Annotated in this window: 19 protein-coding genes; 6 read left to right on the top strand and 13 right to left on the bottom strand. The window is 70.3% G+C overall.

The features are described 5' to 3' along the window. Positions 1-140: 140 nt before the first annotated feature. From BJQ94_RS01560 to BJQ94_RS01550, 3 genes are read right to left on the bottom strand one after another with little or no spacing between them, the layout of a single operon-like run. Positions 141-1352 carry a UDP-N-acetylmuramate dehydrogenase gene (locus tag BJQ94_RS01560; protein WP_265400594.1) on the bottom strand — a complete coding sequence of 404 codons (1212 nt, stop codon included), beginning with the start codon at positions 1350-1352 and terminating at the stop codon, positions 141-143. Positions 1353-1358: 6 nt separating this feature from the next. Next, positions 1359-1799 (bottom strand): MaoC family dehydratase, encoded by a 441-nt coding sequence (locus BJQ94_RS01555; protein ID WP_265400593.1) that lies wholly within the window; start codon positions 1797-1799, stop codon positions 1359-1361. Then, positions 1796-2242: a MaoC family dehydratase N-terminal domain-containing protein gene (locus tag BJQ94_RS01550; protein WP_265400592.1), complete on the bottom strand. Its 447-nt coding sequence runs from the start codon at positions 2240-2242 to the stop codon at positions 1796-1798. Before BJQ94_RS01550 ends, BJQ94_RS01555 begins: the two co-directional genes overlap by 4 nt. 110 nt (positions 2243-2352) lie before the next feature. On the opposite strand from BJQ94_RS01550, the gene BJQ94_RS01545 reads away from it, so the two are divergent. Beyond that, entirely contained in the window at positions 2353-2829 is a 477-nt protein-coding gene (locus BJQ94_RS01545; RefSeq protein ID WP_265400591.1) for a GNAT family N-acetyltransferase, read from the top strand. Between the two features lie 52 nt (positions 2830-2881). Here the strand turns inward: BJQ94_RS01545 and BJQ94_RS01540 are convergent, their stop codons facing one another. The 3 genes from BJQ94_RS01540 to BJQ94_RS01530 all read right to left on the bottom strand — a co-directional run bounded on the left by BJQ94_RS01540 (position 2882) and on the right by BJQ94_RS01530 (position 5586). Further along, the gene (locus BJQ94_RS01540) at positions 2882-3721 is read right to left on the bottom strand and encodes a MetQ/NlpA family ABC transporter substrate-binding protein (protein ID WP_265400590.1); all 840 of its coding nucleotides are present in this window, start codon (positions 3719-3721) and stop codon (positions 2882-2884) included. Positions 3722-3828: 107 nt separating this feature from the next. Continuing rightward, positions 3829-4596, bottom strand: coding sequence for a methionine ABC transporter permease (locus BJQ94_RS01535; protein WP_265400589.1), 768 nt, complete (start codon positions 4594-4596; stop codon positions 3829-3831). A 3-nt stretch (positions 4597-4599) separates the two neighbouring features. Beyond that, positions 4600-5586 (bottom strand): ATP-binding cassette domain-containing protein, encoded by a 987-nt coding sequence (locus BJQ94_RS01530; protein ID WP_265400588.1) that lies wholly within the window; start codon positions 5584-5586, stop codon positions 4600-4602. Between the two features lie 180 nt (positions 5587-5766). On the opposite strand from BJQ94_RS01530, the gene BJQ94_RS01525 reads away from it, so the two are divergent. Both BJQ94_RS01525 and BJQ94_RS01520 read left to right on the top strand, forming a co-directional pair. Next, positions 5767-6321 carry a HEAT repeat domain-containing protein gene (locus BJQ94_RS01525; protein ID WP_265400587.1) on the top strand — a complete coding sequence of 185 codons (555 nt, stop codon included), beginning with the start codon at positions 5767-5769 and terminating at the stop codon, positions 6319-6321. 69 nt (positions 6322-6390) lie between these two features. Next, on the top strand, positions 6391-7143 hold the full coding sequence (locus BJQ94_RS01520) for an SGNH/GDSL hydrolase family protein (protein ID WP_265400586.1): 753 nt from the start codon (positions 6391-6393) through the stop codon (positions 7141-7143). A gap of 22 nt (positions 7144-7165) precedes the next feature. Here the strand turns inward: BJQ94_RS01520 and BJQ94_RS01515 are convergent, their stop codons facing one another. From BJQ94_RS01515 to BJQ94_RS01485, 7 genes are all read right to left on the bottom strand, one after another. Further along, positions 7166-7870, bottom strand: a complete 705-nt coding sequence (locus tag BJQ94_RS01515; protein WP_265400585.1) for a glycosyltransferase — start codon at positions 7868-7870, stop codon at positions 7166-7168. After that, positions 7867-9330, bottom strand: a complete 1464-nt coding sequence (locus BJQ94_RS01510; RefSeq protein ID WP_265400584.1) for a bifunctional PIG-L family deacetylase/class I SAM-dependent methyltransferase — start codon at positions 9328-9330, stop codon at positions 7867-7869. Before BJQ94_RS01510 ends, BJQ94_RS01515 begins: the two co-directional genes overlap by 4 nt. Then, positions 9324-10451, bottom strand: a complete 1128-nt coding sequence (locus BJQ94_RS01505) for an acyl-CoA dehydrogenase family protein (protein ID WP_265400583.1) — start codon at positions 10449-10451, stop codon at positions 9324-9326. Before BJQ94_RS01505 ends, BJQ94_RS01510 begins: the two co-directional genes overlap by 7 nt. A gap of 366 nt (positions 10452-10817) precedes the next feature. After that, a complete protein-coding gene (locus BJQ94_RS01500; RefSeq protein ID WP_265400728.1) occupies positions 10818-13097 on the bottom strand; it encodes a glycoside hydrolase family 3 N-terminal domain-containing protein in 2280 nt (759 codons plus the stop codon). A 117-nt stretch (positions 13098-13214) separates the two neighbouring features. Further along, on the bottom strand, positions 13215-14099 hold the full coding sequence (locus BJQ94_RS01495) for a carbohydrate ABC transporter permease (RefSeq protein ID WP_265400582.1): 885 nt from the start codon (positions 14097-14099) through the stop codon (positions 13215-13217). Further along, positions 14096-15109 carry a sugar ABC transporter permease gene (locus tag BJQ94_RS01490; RefSeq protein ID WP_265400581.1) on the bottom strand — a complete coding sequence of 338 codons (1014 nt, stop codon included), beginning with the start codon at positions 15107-15109 and terminating at the stop codon, positions 14096-14098. Before BJQ94_RS01490 ends, BJQ94_RS01495 begins: the two co-directional genes overlap by 4 nt. Before the next feature lie 8 nt (positions 15110-15117). Next, complete coding sequence (locus tag BJQ94_RS01485; RefSeq protein WP_265400580.1) at positions 15118-16422, bottom strand: extracellular solute-binding protein; 1305 nt, start codon at positions 16420-16422, stop codon at positions 15118-15120. 115 nt (positions 16423-16537) lie between these two features. Here BJQ94_RS01485 and BJQ94_RS01480 point away from each other — a divergent pair, with 115 nt between their 5' ends. From BJQ94_RS01480 to BJQ94_RS01470, 3 genes are read left to right on the top strand one after another with little or no spacing between them, the layout of a single operon-like run. Further along, positions 16538-17539: a LacI family DNA-binding transcriptional regulator gene (locus BJQ94_RS01480; protein ID WP_265400579.1), complete on the top strand. Its 1002-nt coding sequence runs from the start codon at positions 16538-16540 to the stop codon at positions 17537-17539. Positions 17540-17573: 34 nt separating this feature from the next. Further along, entirely contained in the window at positions 17574-18275 is a 702-nt protein-coding gene (locus BJQ94_RS01475; protein WP_265400578.1) for a ThuA domain-containing protein, read from the top strand. Beyond that, positions 18245-19378, top strand: a complete 1134-nt coding sequence (locus BJQ94_RS01470; RefSeq protein ID WP_265400577.1) for a Gfo/Idh/MocA family oxidoreductase — start codon at positions 18245-18247, stop codon at positions 19376-19378. The genes BJQ94_RS01475 and BJQ94_RS01470 overlap by 31 nt, the downstream gene beginning before the upstream one ends. The last annotated feature ends 38 nt before the right edge of the window (positions 19379-19416 follow it).

The following is a 19416-nucleotide window of genomic DNA, read 5'->3' as shown; positions in this document are numbered from 1 at the left end:
GGACTTATGAAGCAACTCGCGAGAGCAGGATGCGCTCACTTGCCGCAAAACCCCCCTTGGGGCGCCGGGAAGGGGACTTATGAAGCAACTCGCGACGGGCGACGCCCAGGCGGCAGGGGGGGGCGGGCGCCCGGGCGGCGTTAGAGCGGGTTGGAGCCGACGAAGACGGGTTCGGGCTGCAGGATGACGCCGAAGTCGGCCTGCACCCGCTGCTGCACGTACCGGGCCAGCTGGCCGATCTCATCGGCGGTGGCGCCGCCCGTGTTGGTGATCGCCAGCGTGTGCTTGCTCGAGATTGCGGCGGCGGAGCCGGGCAGCCGGAACCCGCGGCCGATGCCGGAGTGCTCGATCAGCCAGGCGGCGCTGAGCTTCACGGTGCGCAGCACCTCTGCACCGGGAATCGGCCCCACACCGGCGTACTCGTCGAGCGGGATCACCCGGTCGGGTAGCTCGATGTCGGCCTGTTTCCAGCGCGGAGCATCCGCGGGCAGGGTGCGGGCGAAGCTCTCGGTCACGATCGGGTTGGTGAAGAACGAGCCGGCGCTGAAGGTGTCGGGGTCGGCGGGATCGAGCACCATGCCCTTGCTCGCGCGCAGCCCGAGCACCCGTTCGCGCAGGTCGGCCAGCGGCACCCGGTCGCCCAGCTGCACGCCGAGGGCGCCGGCCAGCTGCGGGTAGTTCACGGGTCGGCTCAGGGCGTTGCCGAGCACGGCCGCCTGCGGTGACATGTCGCGCAGGTCGAGTTCGATGGCCAGCACCACGCCCCGGCGGCCCTGCTTGAGCACCGAGGTGCGATAGCCCAGGCCCAGCTCGGCGGCGCTGAGGTGCTCGACCTCGCCGGTCTCGTAGTCGAGAAAGTCGATCGCGGCCAGGCTGTCGGCCAGTTCCTGGCCGTAGGCGCCGATGTTCTGCACTGGGGCCGCACCGCTGGTGCCGGGGATGCCGGAGAGCGCTTCGATACCGGCCCAGCCGTTGGCCACGGTGAGGGCGACGAGGTCGTCCCACGGCTCGCCGGCCTGCACCCGGATGCGCACCGCACGGCCGTCGACACCCGTGTCGGTGCCGGGCTCGGTGACGGTCTCGCTCACAGCCTCGGTGGCCGGAGCGAGCACCTCGACGCCCCGGGTGACCACGTGGATGACGATGCCGTCGAAGCCCGCATCCGGCGCGACGGTGTTCGAGCCGCCGCCCAGCAGCAGCCACGGTTCGTCGGAGCCCCAGGCGTCCAGAGCCGCCCGGATGAGACCGGCCTCGTCGACGGGCGCCACGAGGTGCGCCGGGGCGCCGCCGACACGCAGCGTTGTCAGTTCGGCGAAGGTGGGCGGAACGGGCGCGAGGAAAGGCTCGGTCATGGGGTCCTAGGCGAGGAAGACGCGCGCCTGCGCCTTGCCGAGCACCGTCACGGCGTTGAAGGTGACGGTGAGGTCGATCCTGGCGACGCCGGCGTCGGCGTCGAGCGCGCCGACCTTGGCGACCACGGTGATCACGGCGCCGAGATCGGGGTCCACCGGCACCGGCCGGGTGAACCGCACCTGGTAGTCGAGCACCCTGGCGGGGTCGCCGGCCCAGTCCACGACGGGCTGGATGGCCAGGCCCATGGTGAGCATGCCGTGCGCGAGCACACCGGGCAGCCCCACCGAGTGGGCGACGTCGTCGCGGTAGTGGATGGGGTTGAAGTCGCCGGATGCGCCGGCGTAGCGCACCAGGGAATCCCTGGTGAGCGGGAAGCTACTCTCGGCGACGATGTCGCCGAGAGTGAGGGTGTCGAGGCTGGGCGTGACGGGTGCGCTGATGGTCATTCGTCTCCCCTGACGACGAGGGTGGACGTGGCGGTGACCACGTGGGCTCCGGATGCGTCGACGACGGTGGACTCCGCGGTGACCATCGAGTGGCCGCCGAGGCTCTTCACGCTGGCGACGGTAAGGGTGGCGGTGAGCTCGTCACCGGCCACGATCGGGCGGCTGTAGCTGAAACGCTGGTCGCCGTGCACCACCCGGGTGAAGTCGATTCCGGCGTCGGGTTCGGCGAGCAGCTGGGCCAACGTCGCCTCCTGCACCACCACGGCAAACGTCGGCGGCGCGACGATGTCACTGTGCCCGGCGGCACGGGCGGCTTCAGGGTCGAAGTTGATCGGATTGGTCGCGAAGACGGCACGCGAGAATTCGCGCACCTTCTCCCGGCCGACGAGATACGGCGGCACGGCGGGAAAGACCCGGCCCTGGATTGCTGGATTCACAGACACGTACCGAGTGTACTTGCGCAGCGCAACCCGTCGCGGGCCCGGGTGGCCGGCTCCCACCGCGCGCGCACCCGGAATTGTCGCCGGCGGCGCGCTGGGGCAGAATTGGCCCAGTGGATTATGTACAAGTCGCCCTGACCGACCCCGAGGTCGTCCCCCTGCTCACCGGCCTCCGCCAAGAATACGAGACCCGGTACGGACACGGCGCCGGTGATTCGGTGCTGGATGTCGCGGCCAGCGAGTTCGAGTCGCCGACCGGCGCGTTCGTGGTGCTCGTCGACGGCGGTACGACAGTGGCCGGCGGCGGCATCCGTCGGATCGACGAGACGACCGTCGAGGTGAAGCGGATGTGGACGAACCCCGACTATCGCCGCCAGGGCCACGCGATCCGGATGCTGCGGGAACTGGCCGGCCTGGCCGGGCAGCTCGGCTACCGCACCGTGCGGTTGGAGACCGGCTTCGCGCAGCCGGAGGCGTTGGCGCTGTACCGCGGGCTCGGCTTCGTCGAGATCGACAGCTACGGCCCGTACGAACACGCCTCCGCGTTCGAACTCGACATCGACGCCGTCTCGAACACGCCCCGCCACTGAACGCGAACAGGCTCGACCACGGTTGTGGTCGAGCCTGTTGGGAGGGAAGAGATCAGACGGACGGGATGACCAGTCCGCCCCAGGTGTCTTCCATGTAGGCCTGGGTCTCGTCGGAGAGCAGCAGTTCCTTCAGCTTGAGAACGCGCGGGTCCTTCTCGAGCTCGGGCGTGGTGGCCAGCACGTTGGCGTACGGGCTGTCCTTGCCCTCGACCAGGATGGCCTGGTCGGCGGTGAGGCCGGCCGGCAGCGCGAACGAGATGGTGACGAACGCGGCGTCAACATCCTGCACGGCCTGCGGCAGGGTGGCGTTCTCGATCTCCTGGAACTCGTACTTGTTGGGGTTGTCGGTGATGTCGGCGATCGACGTGGGCTCGTCGGTCGTCTCGATCAGGCCTTCGCCGGCGAGGATCTTGAGCGCGCGGCCCTCGTTGGTCGGGTCGTTCGGGATGGCGATGGTGGCGCCGTCCTTGAGGTCGTCGAGCGACTTCACGGTGTCGCTGTAGAACGCGGCGCTCGGCAGGTAGATCTCGCCGACGCTCACCAGGTTGCCGCCGGCCTGCGTGTTGTAGGTCTCCAGGAAGGTGGCGTTCTGGAAGAGGTTGGCGTCGATCGAACCGTCGGACAGGGCCACGTTCGGCGTGTTGTAGTCGGTGAACTCCTGGAACTCGATGTTCAGGCCCGCGTCGGCCGCGAGGTTGTCCTGCACGAACTTGAGGATGTCGCCGGCCGGCGTGGCCAGCGCGCCGACGGTGATCGTGCCCAGGTCGTCACCGGCGGCAGCGGGCGTCGCGGCAGGTTCGTCGGCCGTTCCCGCGCAGGCGGTGAGGGCGAACAGGGCGGAGATAGCAACGGCGGCACCAGCAAGGCGCGTGCTGCGGGAGGTGAACTGCATGGGAGGGCTCTTCTCGTGGTGGTGGTGGGGTGGTGGCCGCGCCGTCATGCTGACTTCGGTGCGGCCGGGTGGGGTTCAGGGGCTGGGTAAGAAAGAGTGCGTGCAGGTCAGCCGGCGCCGGTCATCACGCTGGCGCGCAATGCGGACGTGGTCGGCTCGGCGCGAGACGGCCGGGACTTGTGGGCGAAGCGCTTGGCCAGCAACGTCGCCAGCCCCTGCAGCACCATCACGATCACGAAGATGACGATGATCACGGCGACCATGTGGATGGTGCTGTAGCGCTGGTAGCCGTAGCGCACGGCCACATCGCCGAGGCCACCGCCGGCGACGGTGCCCACCATGGCCGAGAAGTTGATGATCGAGGTCACCGTGGTGGACAGGCCCAGGATCATCGGCGAGAGCGCTTCGGGCACGAGCACCTTGGAGACGATCTGCCAGCGGGTCGCGCCGAGCGACTCCGCCGCCTCGATCAGGCCGGTGTCGACCTCCTTGATGGCGATCTCCACCATCCGGGCAAAGAACGGGATGGCCACGACGGCCAGCGGCACGATGGCGGCTGTTGGGCCGATGAAGGTGCCGACCACGAGCCTGGTGAACGGGATCAGGGCGACCATCAGGATGATGAACGGCACGCTCCGGCCCAGGTTCACCACGAACTCGAGCACCCGGTTGATCACCCGGCCGAGCTTGCGGGAACCGAACGGGCTCTCGAACAGGCCGCCGGGCTCGGTGCCGACGAGCAGGATGCCCAGCGGCAGGCCCACGATGATCGTGATGAACAGCGAAACGCCGACCATATACAGGGTCTGGCCGGTGCCGACGAGCAACACCTGGAACAAGCCGGCCCAGAAGCCGGGTGCGGATGGATCGATCACAAGTTACTCCCCCACGATTTCGACGAGCATGCCCTGGCTGCGCAGGTCCTCGATAGGTCTGGCGTTGGTGGCCGGGCTGCCCGGCAGCGCCAGGCGGGTGCGACCGGCCTGGTTTCCGCCGATGGTTTCGATGGCGGCACCGAGGATCGACACGTCCAGGCCGTAGGTGCGGGCCAGCTGCGCGATCACCGGGCGGTCGGCGGAGCCGCCGCTGAAGGTGATGTCGATGACGGTGTCGCCCGGCAGCGACGGGGCATCACCGAGCGGGAACAGTTCGTGCGCCAGGCGGGACCCGGCCGTGGAGATCAGCGAGACGATCCGGCCCTGCTCGATGATGCGGCCGTCTTCGATAAGCGCGGCGGAATCGCAGATGCGCTTGACGACATCCATCTCGTGCGTGATCAGCAGCACCGTCAGCCCCAGCTCGGTGTTGATCTTCTTCACCAGGTCCAGGATCGACCGGGTGGTCTCCGGGTCGAGCGCGCTGGTGGCCTCGTCAGAGAGCAGCACCTTGGGGTTGCCGGCCAGCGCCCTGGCGATGCCCACCCGCTGCTTCTGCCCGCCGGACAGTTCGGCAGGATAGGCGCCGGCCTTGTCGTCCAGGCCGACCAGCTCAAGGATCTCCAGCGACCGGCGCCGGCGGGTCTCGCCGTCGACCCCGATGATCTCCAGGCCCAATTCCACGTTGCCGCGCACCGTGCGCCCGGCGAGCAGGTTGAAGTGCTGGAAGACCATGCCGATCTTGCGGCGGGCGGCCCGCAGCGCGGCCGGCGAGAGGGCGGTGAGCTCGTCGCCGTCGACGGTCACGGTGCCGGAGTCGGGGCGTTCGAGCAGGTTGACGGCGCGGATGAGGGTGCTCTTGCCCGCACCGCTCTGGCCGATCACGCCGAAGATCTCGCCCTCGGCCACCTCGAGGGACACCTCCCGCAGGGCAGCGGTGACGGTGCCCCCTGAGCGGAAGGTCTTGGAAACATTCTGTACGGATATCACGGTGGTCCTGAGGGTTCGCGGCGGCCTATTACCGCAGTGCTTCCGAGTGTGTCAACCGCAACGCCGGAGACCAAATCACTGTGACGGAATGTTTCAGGTACCCCAGAGCCCCCGATTGCCCACGCCGACTGGCGAATGCATTCGTCGGCGGCCCGCTGTGAGGGATAACGTGGACACGTTATGCATAACAAATTGACCCCCCACCCCGATCTTCCGATCGACCTGCCCACCGACGAACGCCTCGCGAAGGCCGTCGAGCACTACGGCGAGTCCGTCGTCGTCGACCACTCCGTCGCCCTGATGCGCGGCAAGAACGCCGGCAAGGACTTCCTGCTCTATGTGGGCGGCCGGCACGCTCTCGGCATCCTCGAGGGTGCCCCCGCCCTGTACTGGCCCGAGCTGTGGGGCGCCCGCGCCCTGCTGCACGTCTGGAACGACTCCGCTGCCCCCTACGTGGTCGTCGGCCTCAACAACGAGGCCTGGCGCATCCGCGAGATGTGCGCGAAGGTCGTCATGCTCCGCAAGCTGGATGTTGCGCCCAAGCTCGTGAAGGCCACCACAGACGAGGTGCCCCGCGTGCGCGTCGCCGCCCTCAACGCCCTCGCCCTGCAGGGCCGCGAGCAGGACATCCCCACCATCTCGGTGCGTCTGCGCGACCCCGACAAGGACGTCCGCCGCGCCGCGCAGCAGGCCCGCGACGCCATCGTGACCCGGCTCAACCTCCCCAAGGAGTAACCCACGAACGCCATTCCCGCTCCGCACCAGAGCACGCCGCAGCCGGGCAACCAGCCCTATCGCCGCTACGTGGCGATCGGCGACAGCTTCACAGAGGGCGTCGGCGACGACCTGCCCGACGGCCAGGTACGCGGCTGGGCCGACCTCGTCGCGCTCGGGCTGGCCGCGGCGACCCCAGAGCCGGTGTCATACGCGAACCTCGCGATCCGGGGCAAGCTGCTCGGACCGATCGTGACCGAACAGCTGAAGCCGGCCCTGGCGCTGGGGCCCGACCTGCTCACGGTGTGCGGCGGCGGCAACGACATGATGCGGCCCCGGGTCGAGATCTCCTACGTCATCGACCTGCTCGACCACGTGGTCGAGAAGGCCGTGGCCGACGGCATCCACGTGGTGGTGCTCAGCGGCGGTAACCCGTCCAGGCACCTGCCGTTGGGCTCGCTCATGCAGAAGCGCGGCGACAAGCTCGCCGAGGCCGCCAGGGACACCTTCGGCAAGCCCGGCGTCACCCTGGTCGACAACTGGGTCGACACCGACCTGTCGCAGAGCCGGTTCTGGTCGGCCGACAAGCTGCACCTGAACGCCTGCGGGCACACCAGGGTCGCCACGAACGTGCTCAGCGCCCTGAACGTGCCGATCCCGGCCGGCTGGGCGCAGGGCGAGGCCGGCGAGGCCCCGCCGCGCGAACGCATCCAGGACACCGCGGCGTACTACGCCGCCTATGTGCTGCCCTGGATCGGCCGCCGGCTCACCGGCCGGTCCTCCGGCGACGGCCGCCCGCCCAAGCGCCCCGAGCTGACCCAGGTCATCGTCCCGACGGTCTGACCGACCGGTTCAACCGGTCGGTTCAGCCGTTCGCCGCCACCTGTTCGGCCAGGTACCCGCCGAATCCCCCGGGCGCGCGGCCATCGAGCCGGCCGGAGGTGAGCACCGGGATTAGGGCCGTGCGGCATTCGCGCACCCCCAGGGCGCGCAGCGCCTGCACCAGCAGCACGTCCTCGTCGGAGTCCACGTCGCTGAATCCGCCGGCGGCGAGGTAGCGGTCCGCCCGCACCCCCAGGTTGGCGCCGTGCACGTGCGGATGCCCGTCCACCAGGGTGTGCTCGTCGTGCCACCGGGTGCGGTCGGCCGCGGGCAGTTCGGCATCGGGCAGCACCGTGCCCAGCAGCAGCTCGGTGCCGGCCTCGGCGAGCGCCAGCTGCACGCTCAGCCAGCGGCGGGGCACGGCGGAATCGGCATCCGTCGTCGCCACCCAGGTGTGCTCGGGAACGGCGCCGGCCAGCAGCCGGGACACCCCGAGTCGTCGGGCGGAGCCGACCGACCCTGCGTCGCTCGCCAGCGCCTGGACTTGGGGCCACCGGGCCACGACCTCGGCCGAACCGTCGGTGCACCGGTCGAGCACCACGAGCACCGAGATGGCGGGGGCGTCACCGCCGAACTCCTCGCGCACGGCCGCGACGGCGTCGGCCAGTGCGGCCAGGCAGCGCGGCAGCCGGCTCTCCTCGTTGCGAGCGGGCACGACCACGATCACGCTGTCGATCCGTATGCTCACGGCAGCAGGCCTTCCCGTTCGGCCACCGAGCGGGCCGGCGCCGGTTCGTAGACCTCGAGCACGAAGTCCCGTTCCAGGTGCTGCACTGTGCGCTCCAGGCCGGGCAGCGCGGCGAGCGCGGCGTGCACGTCGTCTCCGCCCAGCGGGTACTCGCCCACCGGGTGCCGCCAGTGGCAGGCCACGAGGGATCCCCCCGGACGCAGGCTCTGCCGGCAGCGCTCGAGCAGCAGCCCCAGATCGGCCGGTGAACAGTAGTAGCCGATCTCCGACAGCACCACCAGGTCGAAACTCCCGTCGGGCCACTCCGCCGGCAGGGTGCGACGTTCCACGGTGACGCCGGGAAGGCCGGCCAGCCGGCGGCGGGCCACCTCGAGCGGCTGTTCGGCGATGTCGGTGGCGAGCAGGGTGTCGCACCGGTCGACGAGTTCCCGGCTGAGCACCCCGATCGAGCAACCCAGTTCGAGGGCGGCGGTGTAACGCGCCAACGGCAGGGCGGCCAAAGTGACTGCGCGTTTGCGGGACTCGTACCAGCGGGTCTCGAAGCCCCACGGGTCATGCGACCCGGCGTAGAACTCATCGAAGAACTCGGCTGTCAGGCTGTCGGCCGCCGCATCATCGGGCGCGGCATCATCGGGCGCGGCACGGCCGGGCGCGGCCGCGTCGGGTGCACGCGTGATCGAGGGCGCCGCCCCCAGGAACATCTCCCAGGATCGTTCGAAGTGCGCGGCGAAACCCGGCTGCACAATGGCCTCGTCGCCGGGGAGGGCCGAGAGCGGGCGTACCTGGCTGACGTGCGCGGCCATCGCGGCGCTCTTGCGCGCATGACCCGCCGCGCCGAGGGCGATCGAGTACAGCGCCTCCGCGCCGTCGCCGACCGGCCAGACGGCATCCGCCGGGGTCGACCAGTGCCAGGCCCAGATGGGGTACTCCAGCAGCCGGGCGCCGGTGAGGCCGGCCACGAGCGCTGCAGCCTCGCCGGCCGCGGTGTGGTCGGGGTGCCCGTCGCTCCGCCACGGGGCGACCAGCCACACCCCGGTGGCGCGCTCGGGCTCATCCGCCCGCGCCTCGGCCCGGAGCGCGTCGGCCAGCTCGGTGCGGTGGGCGGCGAGCCGGCCGTCGGGCAGGTCGAGCAGCCGGATGCGCGCCGCCGGCGTCAGCGCGCGCACGGCTGCCACCACCTCGGTGCGGCGCACCGCGGCAAGGCCGGCGGGTGTGGTGGTGGTGGAGTGCGGGTGCGAGGCCTCACCGTTGCTGGCCACGATCACCGTGACCGGGATCCCCTGAGCCGCGGCCGCGACGATCAGGCCGCCGGCGCCGAGGGACTCGTCGTCGGGGTGGGCGGCGACGACCACGAGCCGGTCGCACCCAGACAGAGTGAGCGGCCGGGCGCGCGCCGCCCAGTCGGCCCCCTGCCACACCTCTTCGCTGGTTCCGTCGCCGTTGTGGGTGAAGGTCACCATGTCGTGCTCTCCTCGTCGAGCAGGGTGGCGCCGAGCGCGGCATCGTCGCGTTCGGCATGATGCTGCCGCACGTACAGGGTGAGGTCGGCGACCCGGCGGGCGTGCCGGGCGTCGAGGGCGAGCGGCGCCGGGCCGAGCGCGTGCCCGACCCGGGTCAGCACCTCGTCGACGCTGCGGGCGACGAGTCCGCGCACCCGGGCGGCGAGCAGGGATCCGTCCGCGCCGACGGCCTCGCCGGCGGCCTCGCCGGCGTCGATCGCGGCCGCCGCATCGGCCAGCGCTGCGCCGGCGGCCGCCAGGGCCAGGTCGATCGCGCCGAGGTGCGCACGCATGATCTGGTCGGGTTCCCGGCTGCCCGCCGCGGCGCGCAGCCGGCGGGCCACGCCGACGGCGCCGCCCCACCAGCAGGCCGCAACCTGGATGCCGCCCCAGCTGAAGCCGGGCCGGCTGAGGTACCAGCCGTCGGCGCCGACCGGCACGGCCGGAACCGCGGCGAAGTCCACCGGGCCACTGGACACCTGGGTGAGGCCGGTGGCGACCCAGGCGCCGTCGTGCACGGCGACGCCGGGGTGGCGCAGGTCGACGGCGAACAGCCGGCGGTGTGCGGGCGTCGCCCCCTCGGGCGTGGTGTGCGCGGTGACGAGGGCGTGGCTGAGTGACCCGGCCAGCGAGCACCAGGGCTTCCGGCCGTGCAGAACCCAGACGTCGCCCTGCCGGGTCGCGTCGAGCCGTTGCGCGGGACCCTCGGCCGCGAAGACGCCCCAGCTGGCCTCTGCGGATGCTGAGGGACCGGCGGGTACCGACCCGGCAGGGGCCTGGTGCAGGATGCTCAGCGCATCGGCGTGCGCCTCGATCACCCGGGCGGCCGTGAGGTCGGCCGCGGCCACTGTGGCCAGTGCGTCGAACAGCTCGATCGTGCGGCCCGAGCCCGGCATCGGCAGCTTCGGTGCCGTGTCGAGGGCGAACCGGATGGCGCGGGCGGCGTCGCCGTCCACCGCCCACGCGGCCGCGGCCACCCCGGCCAGGTCGGCCGCAGCAGCGGGCGACGCGGGCCCACGCTGCCGTACCCCGCGCACCCGCACAGCCCGAGCGGATTCCGCCTCGGATGGCTGCCTCGTCATGTCACTCCCCTGGTCCCCGCGCCGCGTCGCACCGGTTCCCGGGGCGCACCGCGACGTCTGTCAGAACATCCTGCCAAACCGCGAGCCTCTCCTTTCGCATTCAGTGCCGGCCCGGCCTTACGAAGCCGTGAATTCGGGGCTAGTATCCCCCCATACGGGGGTGTTCCCCGAAGTGTGACCCTGAGGCACCGTTGATAGGGCCCGACCGAGGTCACACCCGAAGCACCTCCGCATGGGGCGGGCCGTCATCGGGGTGGCCTGCCCCTTCTCCTGCCCTCGCCGACGTGCGATCCGCGATACGCGGGTGGCGCGCCGATGCGCGGGTGGCGCGCCACCCGCGCATCGGCGCCTTACCCGCGCACCGGGCTACGCCGGCACCACCTCGGCATCCCGCACGGGCTCCACCAGCCGCTCGACCGAGCTCTGCACCAGCCGGGCGTCGGCCAACGTCACCCGGTGCACCGCCCCGGTGATACTGATCTCCGCCTCGGTCTCCTGGGCGGCACAGGACGAGCCGACCCACAGGTGAACGGCGCCGGGCTCCACGATCCGCTCGTGGTTCAGTCCGGTGAACGCCAGCCGGGTCGTCGGCACCTCGAAGCGCACCAGGGCCTCCTCGCCCGGTTCGAGCTCGACCCGCTGGTAGCCAAGCAGTTGGGCCACCGGCCGGGTCACGCTCGCGTGGATATCCCTGGCGTAGAACTGCACGAGGTCGGTGCCGGCCCGCTCACCGGTGTTGCGGATGCGCACGCTCGCCGAGAACGTGCCGCCGGCGGCCACCGTGTCATCGGCATCCAGTGCCGTGCGCTCGAACGTGGTGTAGGCCAGGCCGTGCCCGAACGGCAGCACCGGGGTGCTGTCCACGCTGGTCACATCGCTCGGCCCGCCGAGGATCGGGTGCAGATAGGAGTACGGCTGCGCGCCCGCCGACCGCGGCAACGACACGGGCAGGTGCCCGGTGGGCGAGACGGCGCCGGAGAGCACCGAAGCGATAGCCACGCCACCCTCCTCGCCGGGGAAGAACGCCTGCAGCAGCGCCGCAGGGGCGGTCGGGCCGTCCACCGCCCAGGCCACGGCGTAGGGCCGGCCCGTCATGAGCACCATCACGACGGGGGTGCCCGTGGCCACCACGGCTTCGACGAGTTCGCGTTGCACGCCGGGCAGCTCCAGGCTCTCCACGTCGTTGCCCTCGCCGACGGTGCCGCGGCCGAACAGGCCGGCGCGGTCACCCACCACGACCACGGCCACATCGGCGGCGCGGGCGGCCGCGACGGCGGCGGCGATACCGGCCGTGTCGGTGCCTTCGACCGTGCAGCCGGCGGCGTAGAGGATCTCGGTGCCGGTCAGCTCGCCGCGCAGGGCGTCGAGCACTGTGGGCATGTTCAGCCCGGCCGGCACGTCCGGGTGGTGGGCGAGAACGTGGTTCACGAACGAGTAGCAGCCCATCAGCGCCTCGGTGGAGTCGGCGTTCGGCCCGAGCACCGCGATCGTGCGCGGCAGCGGCCCGTCGCCGGAGCGAAGCGGCAGCACCCCGTCGTTGGTCAGCAGGATCAGCGATTCCTCGGCCAGCAGCCGCGCCACCCGGCGGTGCTCCGGCGAGTCGAGGTCGACCTCGGTGGGCGCCATGCTGAAGGTCTCATCGAGCAGGCCCAGGTCTTCCTTTTGCGCGAGCACCCGCAACACGGCGCGGTCGACGAGCGCCTCGTCGGTCTGCCCGGCCCGGATCCGGTCCAGGAGCGGCGCCAGGAACGCATCCCCGGTCGGCAGTTCCACGTCGATCCCGGCGGCCAGGGCAAGCTCGGCGGCCTCTCCCCTGTCGGCGGCGACAGCGTGCATGAGGTGCAGGAACGCCACCGAGAAGTAGTCGGAGACGACGACGCCGTCGAAGCCCCAGTGGTCGCGGAGGATCTCGGTGAGGTATTCCGGCGTGGCGCCCACCGGGGCGCCGTCGATCTCGGCGTAGGAGTTCATCACCGAGCGCACCCCGCCGTCGAGCACAGCCATCTCGAACGGCGGCAGGAACACGTCGTTGATCTCCCGCCGTCCGGCGTGCACCGGAGCGTGGTTGCGGCCGGCCTGCGAGGCCGAGTAGCCCACGAAGTGCTTGAGGGTGGCGTGCACCCCGGCCGCCTGCAGCCCGGTGACGTAGGCGGTGCCGATGGTGCCCACCACATACGGGTCCTCGGCGATGCACTCGTCGACGCGGCCCCAGCGGGGGTCGCGGATCACGTCGAGCACCGGCGCGAGACCCTGGTGGATGCCGAGCTCACGCATCGACTGCCCGATCAGGCCGCCCATCTGCTCGACCAGGCCGGGGTCGAAGGCGGCGCCCCAGGCGAGCGGGGTGGGGAAGGTCGCGGCCTTCCACGCGGCGAGGCCGGTCAGGCACTCCTCGTGCACGATGGCGGGGATGCCCAGCCGGGTCTCCGACTTCAGCCGGCGCTGTTCGGCCCAGAGCCACTCGGCCCGCTCCACCGGGTGCACCGGGCGGGTGCCGTACACCCGGGTGAGATGCCCGAGCCCGTGCACCGTCGCCTCGTCATACCGGGTCGAGGAGCCCATCTCCCCGGCGAGCGGGGCCACGACCTCACCGCCCTGGTCGACCCAGTAGCCCACGAGCTGGGCGACTTTCTCCTCCAGGGTCATCTGGGCGAACAGGGTCCGCACACGTTCGGACACCGGCGGCAGTTCTGGATTGCTCACAACGTTCTCTTTCCACTTCGACACAACAACAGCAAGACAGCGACCCCGCAGGGCCGCGGGTCAGCCCTTGACCGCGCCCGTCAGCCCGCCGACGATGCGGCGTTCGAACAGGGCGAAGAACACCAGGGCGGGAATCATGGACAGCGACGTGAACGCCAGCACCTTCGCGGTGTCCACCGAGTACTGCGACGCGAAGGACTGCACGCCCAGCGGCAGCGTGAACACGGCCTCGTTGTTCAGGATGAACAGCGGCAACAGGTAGCTGTTCCAGCTGGCGATGAACGCCAGGATGCCCACGGTGATGACGCCGGGCATGGCCAGGGGCACAATCATCCGCCAGAAGAAGCCGAGCCGGCTGCAGCCGTCGATGAAGGCGGCCTCCTGGATCTCGTCGGGGATGGCCCGCAGGAACGGCACCAGGATGATGATCGTGGTGGGCAGCGCGAACGCGATCTGCGGCAAGATCACCCCGCCCAACGAGTTCATCAGGCCCAGGTTCTTCACCACCAGGTAGAGCGGTGTGATGGCCACGGTCATCGGGAACATCAGCCCGGCCGCGAACATGGCATACAGGATGCCGCGGCCGCGGAACGAGTACCGGGCGAGCACGTAGCTGGCCATCAGGCCCAACAGCACCACCCCGACGGTGGTGGCCAGCCCGGCGATCAGGGAGTTGCCCACCAGCCGCCAGAACATGCCGCCGGTGAGCACATCGAGGTAGTTGCCGATGTTCCACACGCTGGGCCAGCCGGACGGGTCGGTGGTGATCTGGGCGTTGGTGCGGAAACCGCCGATGATGATGAACAGCACCGGCGCGAGCATCAGGCCGATCACCAGAACGGCGACGACGTAGGCCACGGGGGTTCCCCACCGCCGGCTCGTCTTGATCGGGGCCGGCGGATTGGCCGGCGGCAGCGCCACAGCGGGCGTGATGAGCGCGGTCATTTTTCCGTCCCCTTGTCTGTGATGGCACCCTCGGTGTCCCGGCGCAGCACGTAACGCTGATAAATCAGCGCGACCACGAGCGAGATCAGGAAGAGCACCACGGCGACGGCGTTCCCGTAGCCGTAGTTGCCGGCGTTCCGGCCGTTCGCCACGAGATAGGTCGCCATGGTCGACGTTCCCGCGGTGGAGGAGATGTACTGACCCCAGATGATGTAGACGAGGTCGAAGAGCTGCAGGGCGCCGATGATCGACAGGAACGCCCAGATGCGCAGCGTGGGTGCCAAAAGCGGCAAGGTGATGTGCCGTTGGATCTGCCAGAACGACGCCCCGTCGATGGCGGCCGCCTCCGGCAGCTCCTCCGGGATGCCCTGCAGGCCGGCAAGGAAGAGGATCACGGCGAAGCCGACGTACTTCCAGGTGATGATCACCATCAGGGTCCAGATGGCTATGTCCGGGTTCGACAGCCAGTCCTGGGTGAAAGCCCCAAGCCCGAGCTTCTCCAGCAGGCCGTTCACGGCGCCGTTGGACTGCAGCATCAGGCTCCAGCCGGTGCCGACGACGACCTCGGAGATCACGTACGGCACGAAGATGAGCACCCGGATGAGGGACTGGCCGCGCAGCTTGCGATTGAGCAGCAGCGCCAGGAGGATCGCGACCGGACCCTGCAGCAGGAGGGAGAGCACCACGATGATGCCGTTGTGGGTGAGGGCTTCCTGGAAGGTGGGGTCCTGGATGATCGTGATGTAGTTGCGGAACCCGACGAAGACGGTGGGCGGGCCGTAGCCCTGCCAGCTGAAGAAGCCGTAGTAGGCCGCCATGACGACGGGGAAGATCACAAAGCCGAGGAAGACGATCAGGGCCGGTCCGACGAGAACCGCGATCTCGACCCTGGCCCCCACTGACGTGCGGCGGCGGCGCCGCACGGGCGGGGCCGCGGGCGTGACGCCCGCGACCCCGCCCTTCGCGAGATCCACCTCTAATCGCGTTGAAGTATTCTCGCGAACCGACATGAGCGCGCCTAGGCCTTCTTGGCTGCGTCGTTGACCGCCTGGATGAGCTGCTCCGGGCTGCCCTTGCCGGCGAGCAGGTCGACCACGCCCACGTTCAGGGCGTTGCCGACGTTCTGGCCGTAGACGGTGTCGAGCCACTGCGAGACGTACGGGGCCGCGTTGTAGGCCGCGATGATCTCCTTGAGGTAGGGCTCGGTGACGGCTTCCTGCGCCACGGTGTTCACGGGCGGGGCGTTGAAGGCCGCGTAGTACTCCTTCTGCACGTCGGAGCTGCCGATGTAGTTGAGGAAGTCGAGGCATTCCGGCGGGGCCGAGACCGAGCAGGAGTAGCCATCCACGCCGCCGAGGATCGAGCCGGGCTCACCGTCGCCGCCGGACACCTCGGGGAACGGGAACCAGGACAGGTCAGCAAGCGGCTTGGTGTCGGGGGTGAGAGAGGCGATGACGCCGGGGTTCCAGGCACCCATCAGCTCCATGGCCGCCTGGTGGTTGGCCACCAGACCGGCGGAACTGCCGGCACCCTGCTGAGCGGCGGTGGTGAGGAAGCCGTCGTTGAAGGGCTCGGTGTCGGCGAAGCTCTGCAGGTCTTCGCCGGCCTTGATCCAGCAGCCGTCGCTGAAGTCCTTGGTGTCGGCGGCCTCGGCCAGCACGTCAGGGCTGCACTCGCGGAGGGCGAAGAAGTAGAACCAGTGCGCGGCCGGCCAGGCGTCTTTGGCGCCGAGAGCGATCGGAGCGACCCCGGTGGCCTTGAGCTTGGCGGCGTCGGCCTCGAGGTCATCAATCGTGGTGGGGGTCTCGGTGATCCCGGCCGCGTCGAAGAGGTCCTGACTGTAGAAGATGCCGCCGGGCAGAACCGCGACGGGCATGGCGTAGATCTTGTCCTCGAGGCTGTTCGCGATGAACGAGCCCTCGGGGATCTCCTCCTTCACCTGGTCGGAGATGCCACCGGTGATGTCCATCAGCTGGCCGGCCGCGACCATGGCGGCCATCTTGCCGCCGCCGCGCTGCAGGAAGATGTCGGGTGCGTCGCCGGAGTTGAGCGCGGTCTGCAGCTTGCCGTCGAGGTCTTCGTTCTGGATCGCCTGCACGTCGATGGTGACGCCGGGGTTGTCGGCCTCGAAGTCCGCGACGGTCTTGTCCCAGAATTCCTGGCCGGGGCCCGTGGTGGAGTTCTGCCAGAGGCTCATCGTGACGTCGCCGCCGGAGGACGCTCCGTCTGACGCGCCGCTGCAGGCCGTGAGGCCCAGGGCGCCGAGGCCCAGGACCATGGTTCCCGCGAAGATTCTCTTCGCCGTGGTGTGGTTCACCTTCATTGGTTCAACCTTTTTCTCTTCGTTGAGGTGGTGGGGAATTGCCTCAGTGTCACAGCGGCAAAAAGAAGTGTCAAACGTTTTCGAAATCAGTTTCCATCTCGCCTATGCTGATCCCATGACTCCCCGTGCCACCATCCATGACGTCGCCGCCGCGGCCGGCGTCTCGGTGGCCACGGTGTCCAAAGCGGTCAACGGCCGCTACGGAATTTCGGCCTCGACCACCGCCAGGGTGCTCGACGTCGTGCAACAGCTGGGCTACGAGTCGAGCCTCGTGGCCAGCAGCATGCGCTCGCGCCGCACCAGCGTCATCGGCATCCTGGTGGCCGATTTCGAACCGTTCAGCGCCGAGATCCTCAAGGGCGTCGGCGTCGCGCTGGCGGATTCCCGCTATGACCTGCTCGCCTACAGCGGCTCCCGGCAGCGGGAGACCAACGGTTGGGAGCGGCGATCACTCAGCCGGCTGAGCGGCACCTTGATCGATGGCGCGATCATGGTCACGCCCACCGTCGACACCACCTCGGCCGAGATCCCCGTCGTGGCCATCGACCCGCACACCGGCCGCGCCGACCTTCCCACCGTGGAGTCGGACAGCTTCGGCGGCGCCCTGCAGGCCACCCGCTACCTCATCGAACTCGGCCACCGCCGGATCGGCTTCCTGGCCGGCCGCCCCGACCTCCGCTCGGCCACGCTGCGCGAAGCCGGCTACCGGCAGGCGCTGGCGGATGCGGGTATCCAGTTCAACCCCGCCCTGGTGCGGGTGGGCCTGTACAAGCGAGACACGGCCAAGGCCCCCGCCGCATCGCTGCTGTCGATGACCGACCGCCCCACGGCGGTGTTCGCCGCCAACGACCTCTCGGCCATCGCCATCATCCAGGTGGCCGCGGAGCTCGGCCTCGAGGTGCCGGGCGACCTGTCGGTGATCGGCTTCGACGACATTCCGGAGGCTTCGCAGATGAATCCGGCGCTCACCACCATCCGGCAGCCGATGAAGAAGCTCGGCGCCACGGCGGCCGGGATGCTTGTGGCACTGCTGAACGGGGAGACGCTGCCGCAGAACCACATTCGGCTGCCGACCGGGCTGGTGCGCCGGGCCACGACGGCACCACCGCACGGCTGACGTTTTCACCCGGCTCAACGATGAGGAGGCAAGCATGCAGGCACTGATCGTGCGCGGCGGTTGGGACGGCCACCATCCGGTGGCGAGCACCGAGCTGTTCGTGCCGTTCCTCAGAGAGCACGGCTACGAGGTGCGGATCGAGGAGTCCCCGGCCGTCTACGCCGACGCCGGGGTGATGGCCGGCATCGACCTCATCGTGCAGTGCGTCACGATGAGCGAGATCACGGCCGAGCAGGTGGCCGGGCTGCGGGATGCCGTCGCCGCCGGCACGGGCCTGACCGGCTGGCACGGCGGCATCGCCGACTCCTACCGGGCGTCCTCCGACTACCTGCAGCTCGTGGGCGGCCAGTTCGTGACGCACCCGTCGAAAGCGCCGGAGTTCGTGGTCGGCGGCGAGGAGGACAACTACCTCGAGTACCGCGTCAGCGTCACCGCCGCGGGCCACGCGCATCCGGTCACCGCGGGCCTGGCCGACTTCAGCCTCACCACCGAGCAGTACTGGGTGCTGCACGACGACCTGTGCGACGTGCTCGCGACGACGACGCATCCGGCCCAGCCCTGGCAGCCGTGGCACCGGCCGGTGACGTCACCGGTGGTCTGGACCCGGCGGTGGGGCGAGGGCCGGATCGTCGTGACGACGCCCGGGCACAGCCTGGACGTGCTCGAAGACGCCTCTGTTCGCACCATCATCGAAAGGGGAATGCTGTGGGCGAGTCGCACACCAATCGAGACCTGACACCGCACCGCGTGGGCATCGTGGGCCTGGGCGTCATCTCCGCCGCCTACCTCGAGACGCTGGCGGCCAGCGACGCCGTGGTCATCACGGCCGTGGCCGATCTGGATGCCGAGCGCGCCCGGTCGGTAGCCGCCCGCCTGCCGGCGGCCCAGGCGATGACCGTGGCCGAGCTGCTCGCCAGCGACGAGGTCGACACCGTGCTCAACCTCACCACCCCGGCCGCGCACGCCGAAATCGCGCTCGGGGCCCTGACCCAGGGCAAGCAGGTCTACGGCGAGAAGCCGCTGGCGGTGACGCTGGTCGAGGGCCGCAGCATCCTCGCGGCCGCGACCCATGCCGGCCTGAGCGTCGGCTCCGCACCGGACACCGTGCTCGGCACCGGCATCCAGACCGCCCGCGCCGCCATCGACGACGGCCTGATCGGCCGCCCGGTGGCTGCGTCGGCGGTGATGGTCACGGCCGGGCACGAGCTCTGGCACCCCCACCCGGACTTCTACTACCGCGAGGGCGGCGGCCCGCTCTTCGACATGGGCCCGTACTACATCACCGCGCTGGTTCACCTGCTCGGACCCATCCGCTCGGTCACCGGCTCGTCCAGCCGGCCGCACGACCACCGGATCATCCGCACCGGGCCGCGGGCCGGCGAGAGCATCCCGGTCTTCGTCGACACCCATGTCACCGGCGTGCTCGAACACGACAGCGGTGCCCTGTCGACCATCACGATGAGCTTCGACTCCGGCGCCACCGTGGCGTCGCCGCTCGAGGTGCACGGCACCGACGGCACCCTCGCCGTGGGCGACCCGAACACCTTCGACGGCCCCACCAGCCTCCGGCGCGTCAACGACGGCGGCTTCCACCTGCTCGACCCGCTGGCCGGCTACGCCGACGGCGCCCGCGGCATCGGCCTGCTCGACCAGATCCGCACGCCGCACCGCACCGCGCCGCGCGCCAGCGGCGAACTCGCCCTGCACGTTCTCGACGTGATGGAGTCGCTGCAGCGCGCCGCCACCGAGGGCCGCCGCGTCGACCTGACCACCACGGCCGAGCGTCCCACCCCCGTGCCCCTCACGCCCCGCCCCGAATGGCTGACTGTGAGGGCATGACTCCGGCACGGCCACGTCGACGCCGCGATCGCGGCCGT

This window comes from Cryobacterium sp. SO2 (assembly GCF_026151165.2).
Lineage (GTDB): Bacteria > Actinomycetota > Actinomycetes > Actinomycetales > Microbacteriaceae > Cryobacterium.
Note: the sequence above shows the minus strand (reverse complement) of the source record. Positions and strands in the feature narration are given on the sequence as shown.

Excerpts from the sequence above, each read along its gene's own strand:
- BJQ94_RS01490 (WP_265400581.1), bottom strand. The coding sequence starts at position 15,109 with ATGTCGGTTCGCGAGAATACTTCAACGCGATTAGAGGTGGATCTCGCG.
- BJQ94_RS01475 (WP_265400578.1), top strand. The coding sequence starts at position 17,574 with ATGCAGGCACTGATCGTGCGCGGCGGTTGGGACGGCCACCATCCGGTG.
- BJQ94_RS01505 (WP_265400583.1), bottom strand. The coding sequence starts at position 10,451 with ATGACGAGGCAGCCATCCGAGGCGGAATCCGCTCGGGCTGTGCGGGTG.
- BJQ94_RS01540 (WP_265400590.1), bottom strand. The coding sequence starts at position 3,721 with ATGCAGTTCACCTCCCGCAGCACGCGCCTTGCTGGTGCCGCCGTTGCT.
- BJQ94_RS01485 (WP_265400580.1), bottom strand. The coding sequence starts at position 16,422 with ATGAAGGTGAACCACACCACGGCGAAGAGAATCTTCGCGGGAACCATG.
- BJQ94_RS01480 (WP_265400579.1), top strand. The coding sequence starts at position 16,538 with ATGACTCCCCGTGCCACCATCCATGACGTCGCCGCCGCGGCCGGCGTC.
- BJQ94_RS01525 (WP_265400587.1), top strand. The coding sequence starts at position 5,767 with ATGCATAACAAATTGACCCCCCACCCCGATCTTCCGATCGACCTGCCC.
- BJQ94_RS01560 (WP_265400594.1), bottom strand. The coding sequence starts at position 1,352 with ATGACCGAGCCTTTCCTCGCGCCCGTTCCGCCCACCTTCGCCGAACTG.
- BJQ94_RS01555 (WP_265400593.1), bottom strand. The coding sequence starts at position 1,799 with ATGACCATCAGCGCACCCGTCACGCCCAGCCTCGACACCCTCACTCTC.
- BJQ94_RS01500 (WP_265400728.1), bottom strand. The coding sequence starts at position 13,097 with ATGACCCTGGAGGAGAAAGTCGCCCAGCTCGTGGGCTACTGGGTCGAC.
- BJQ94_RS01510 (WP_265400584.1), bottom strand. The coding sequence starts at position 9,330 with ATGGTGACCTTCACCCACAACGGCGACGGAACCAGCGAAGAGGTGTGG.
- BJQ94_RS01495 (WP_265400582.1), bottom strand. The coding sequence starts at position 14,099 with ATGACCGCGCTCATCACGCCCGCTGTGGCGCTGCCGCCGGCCAATCCG.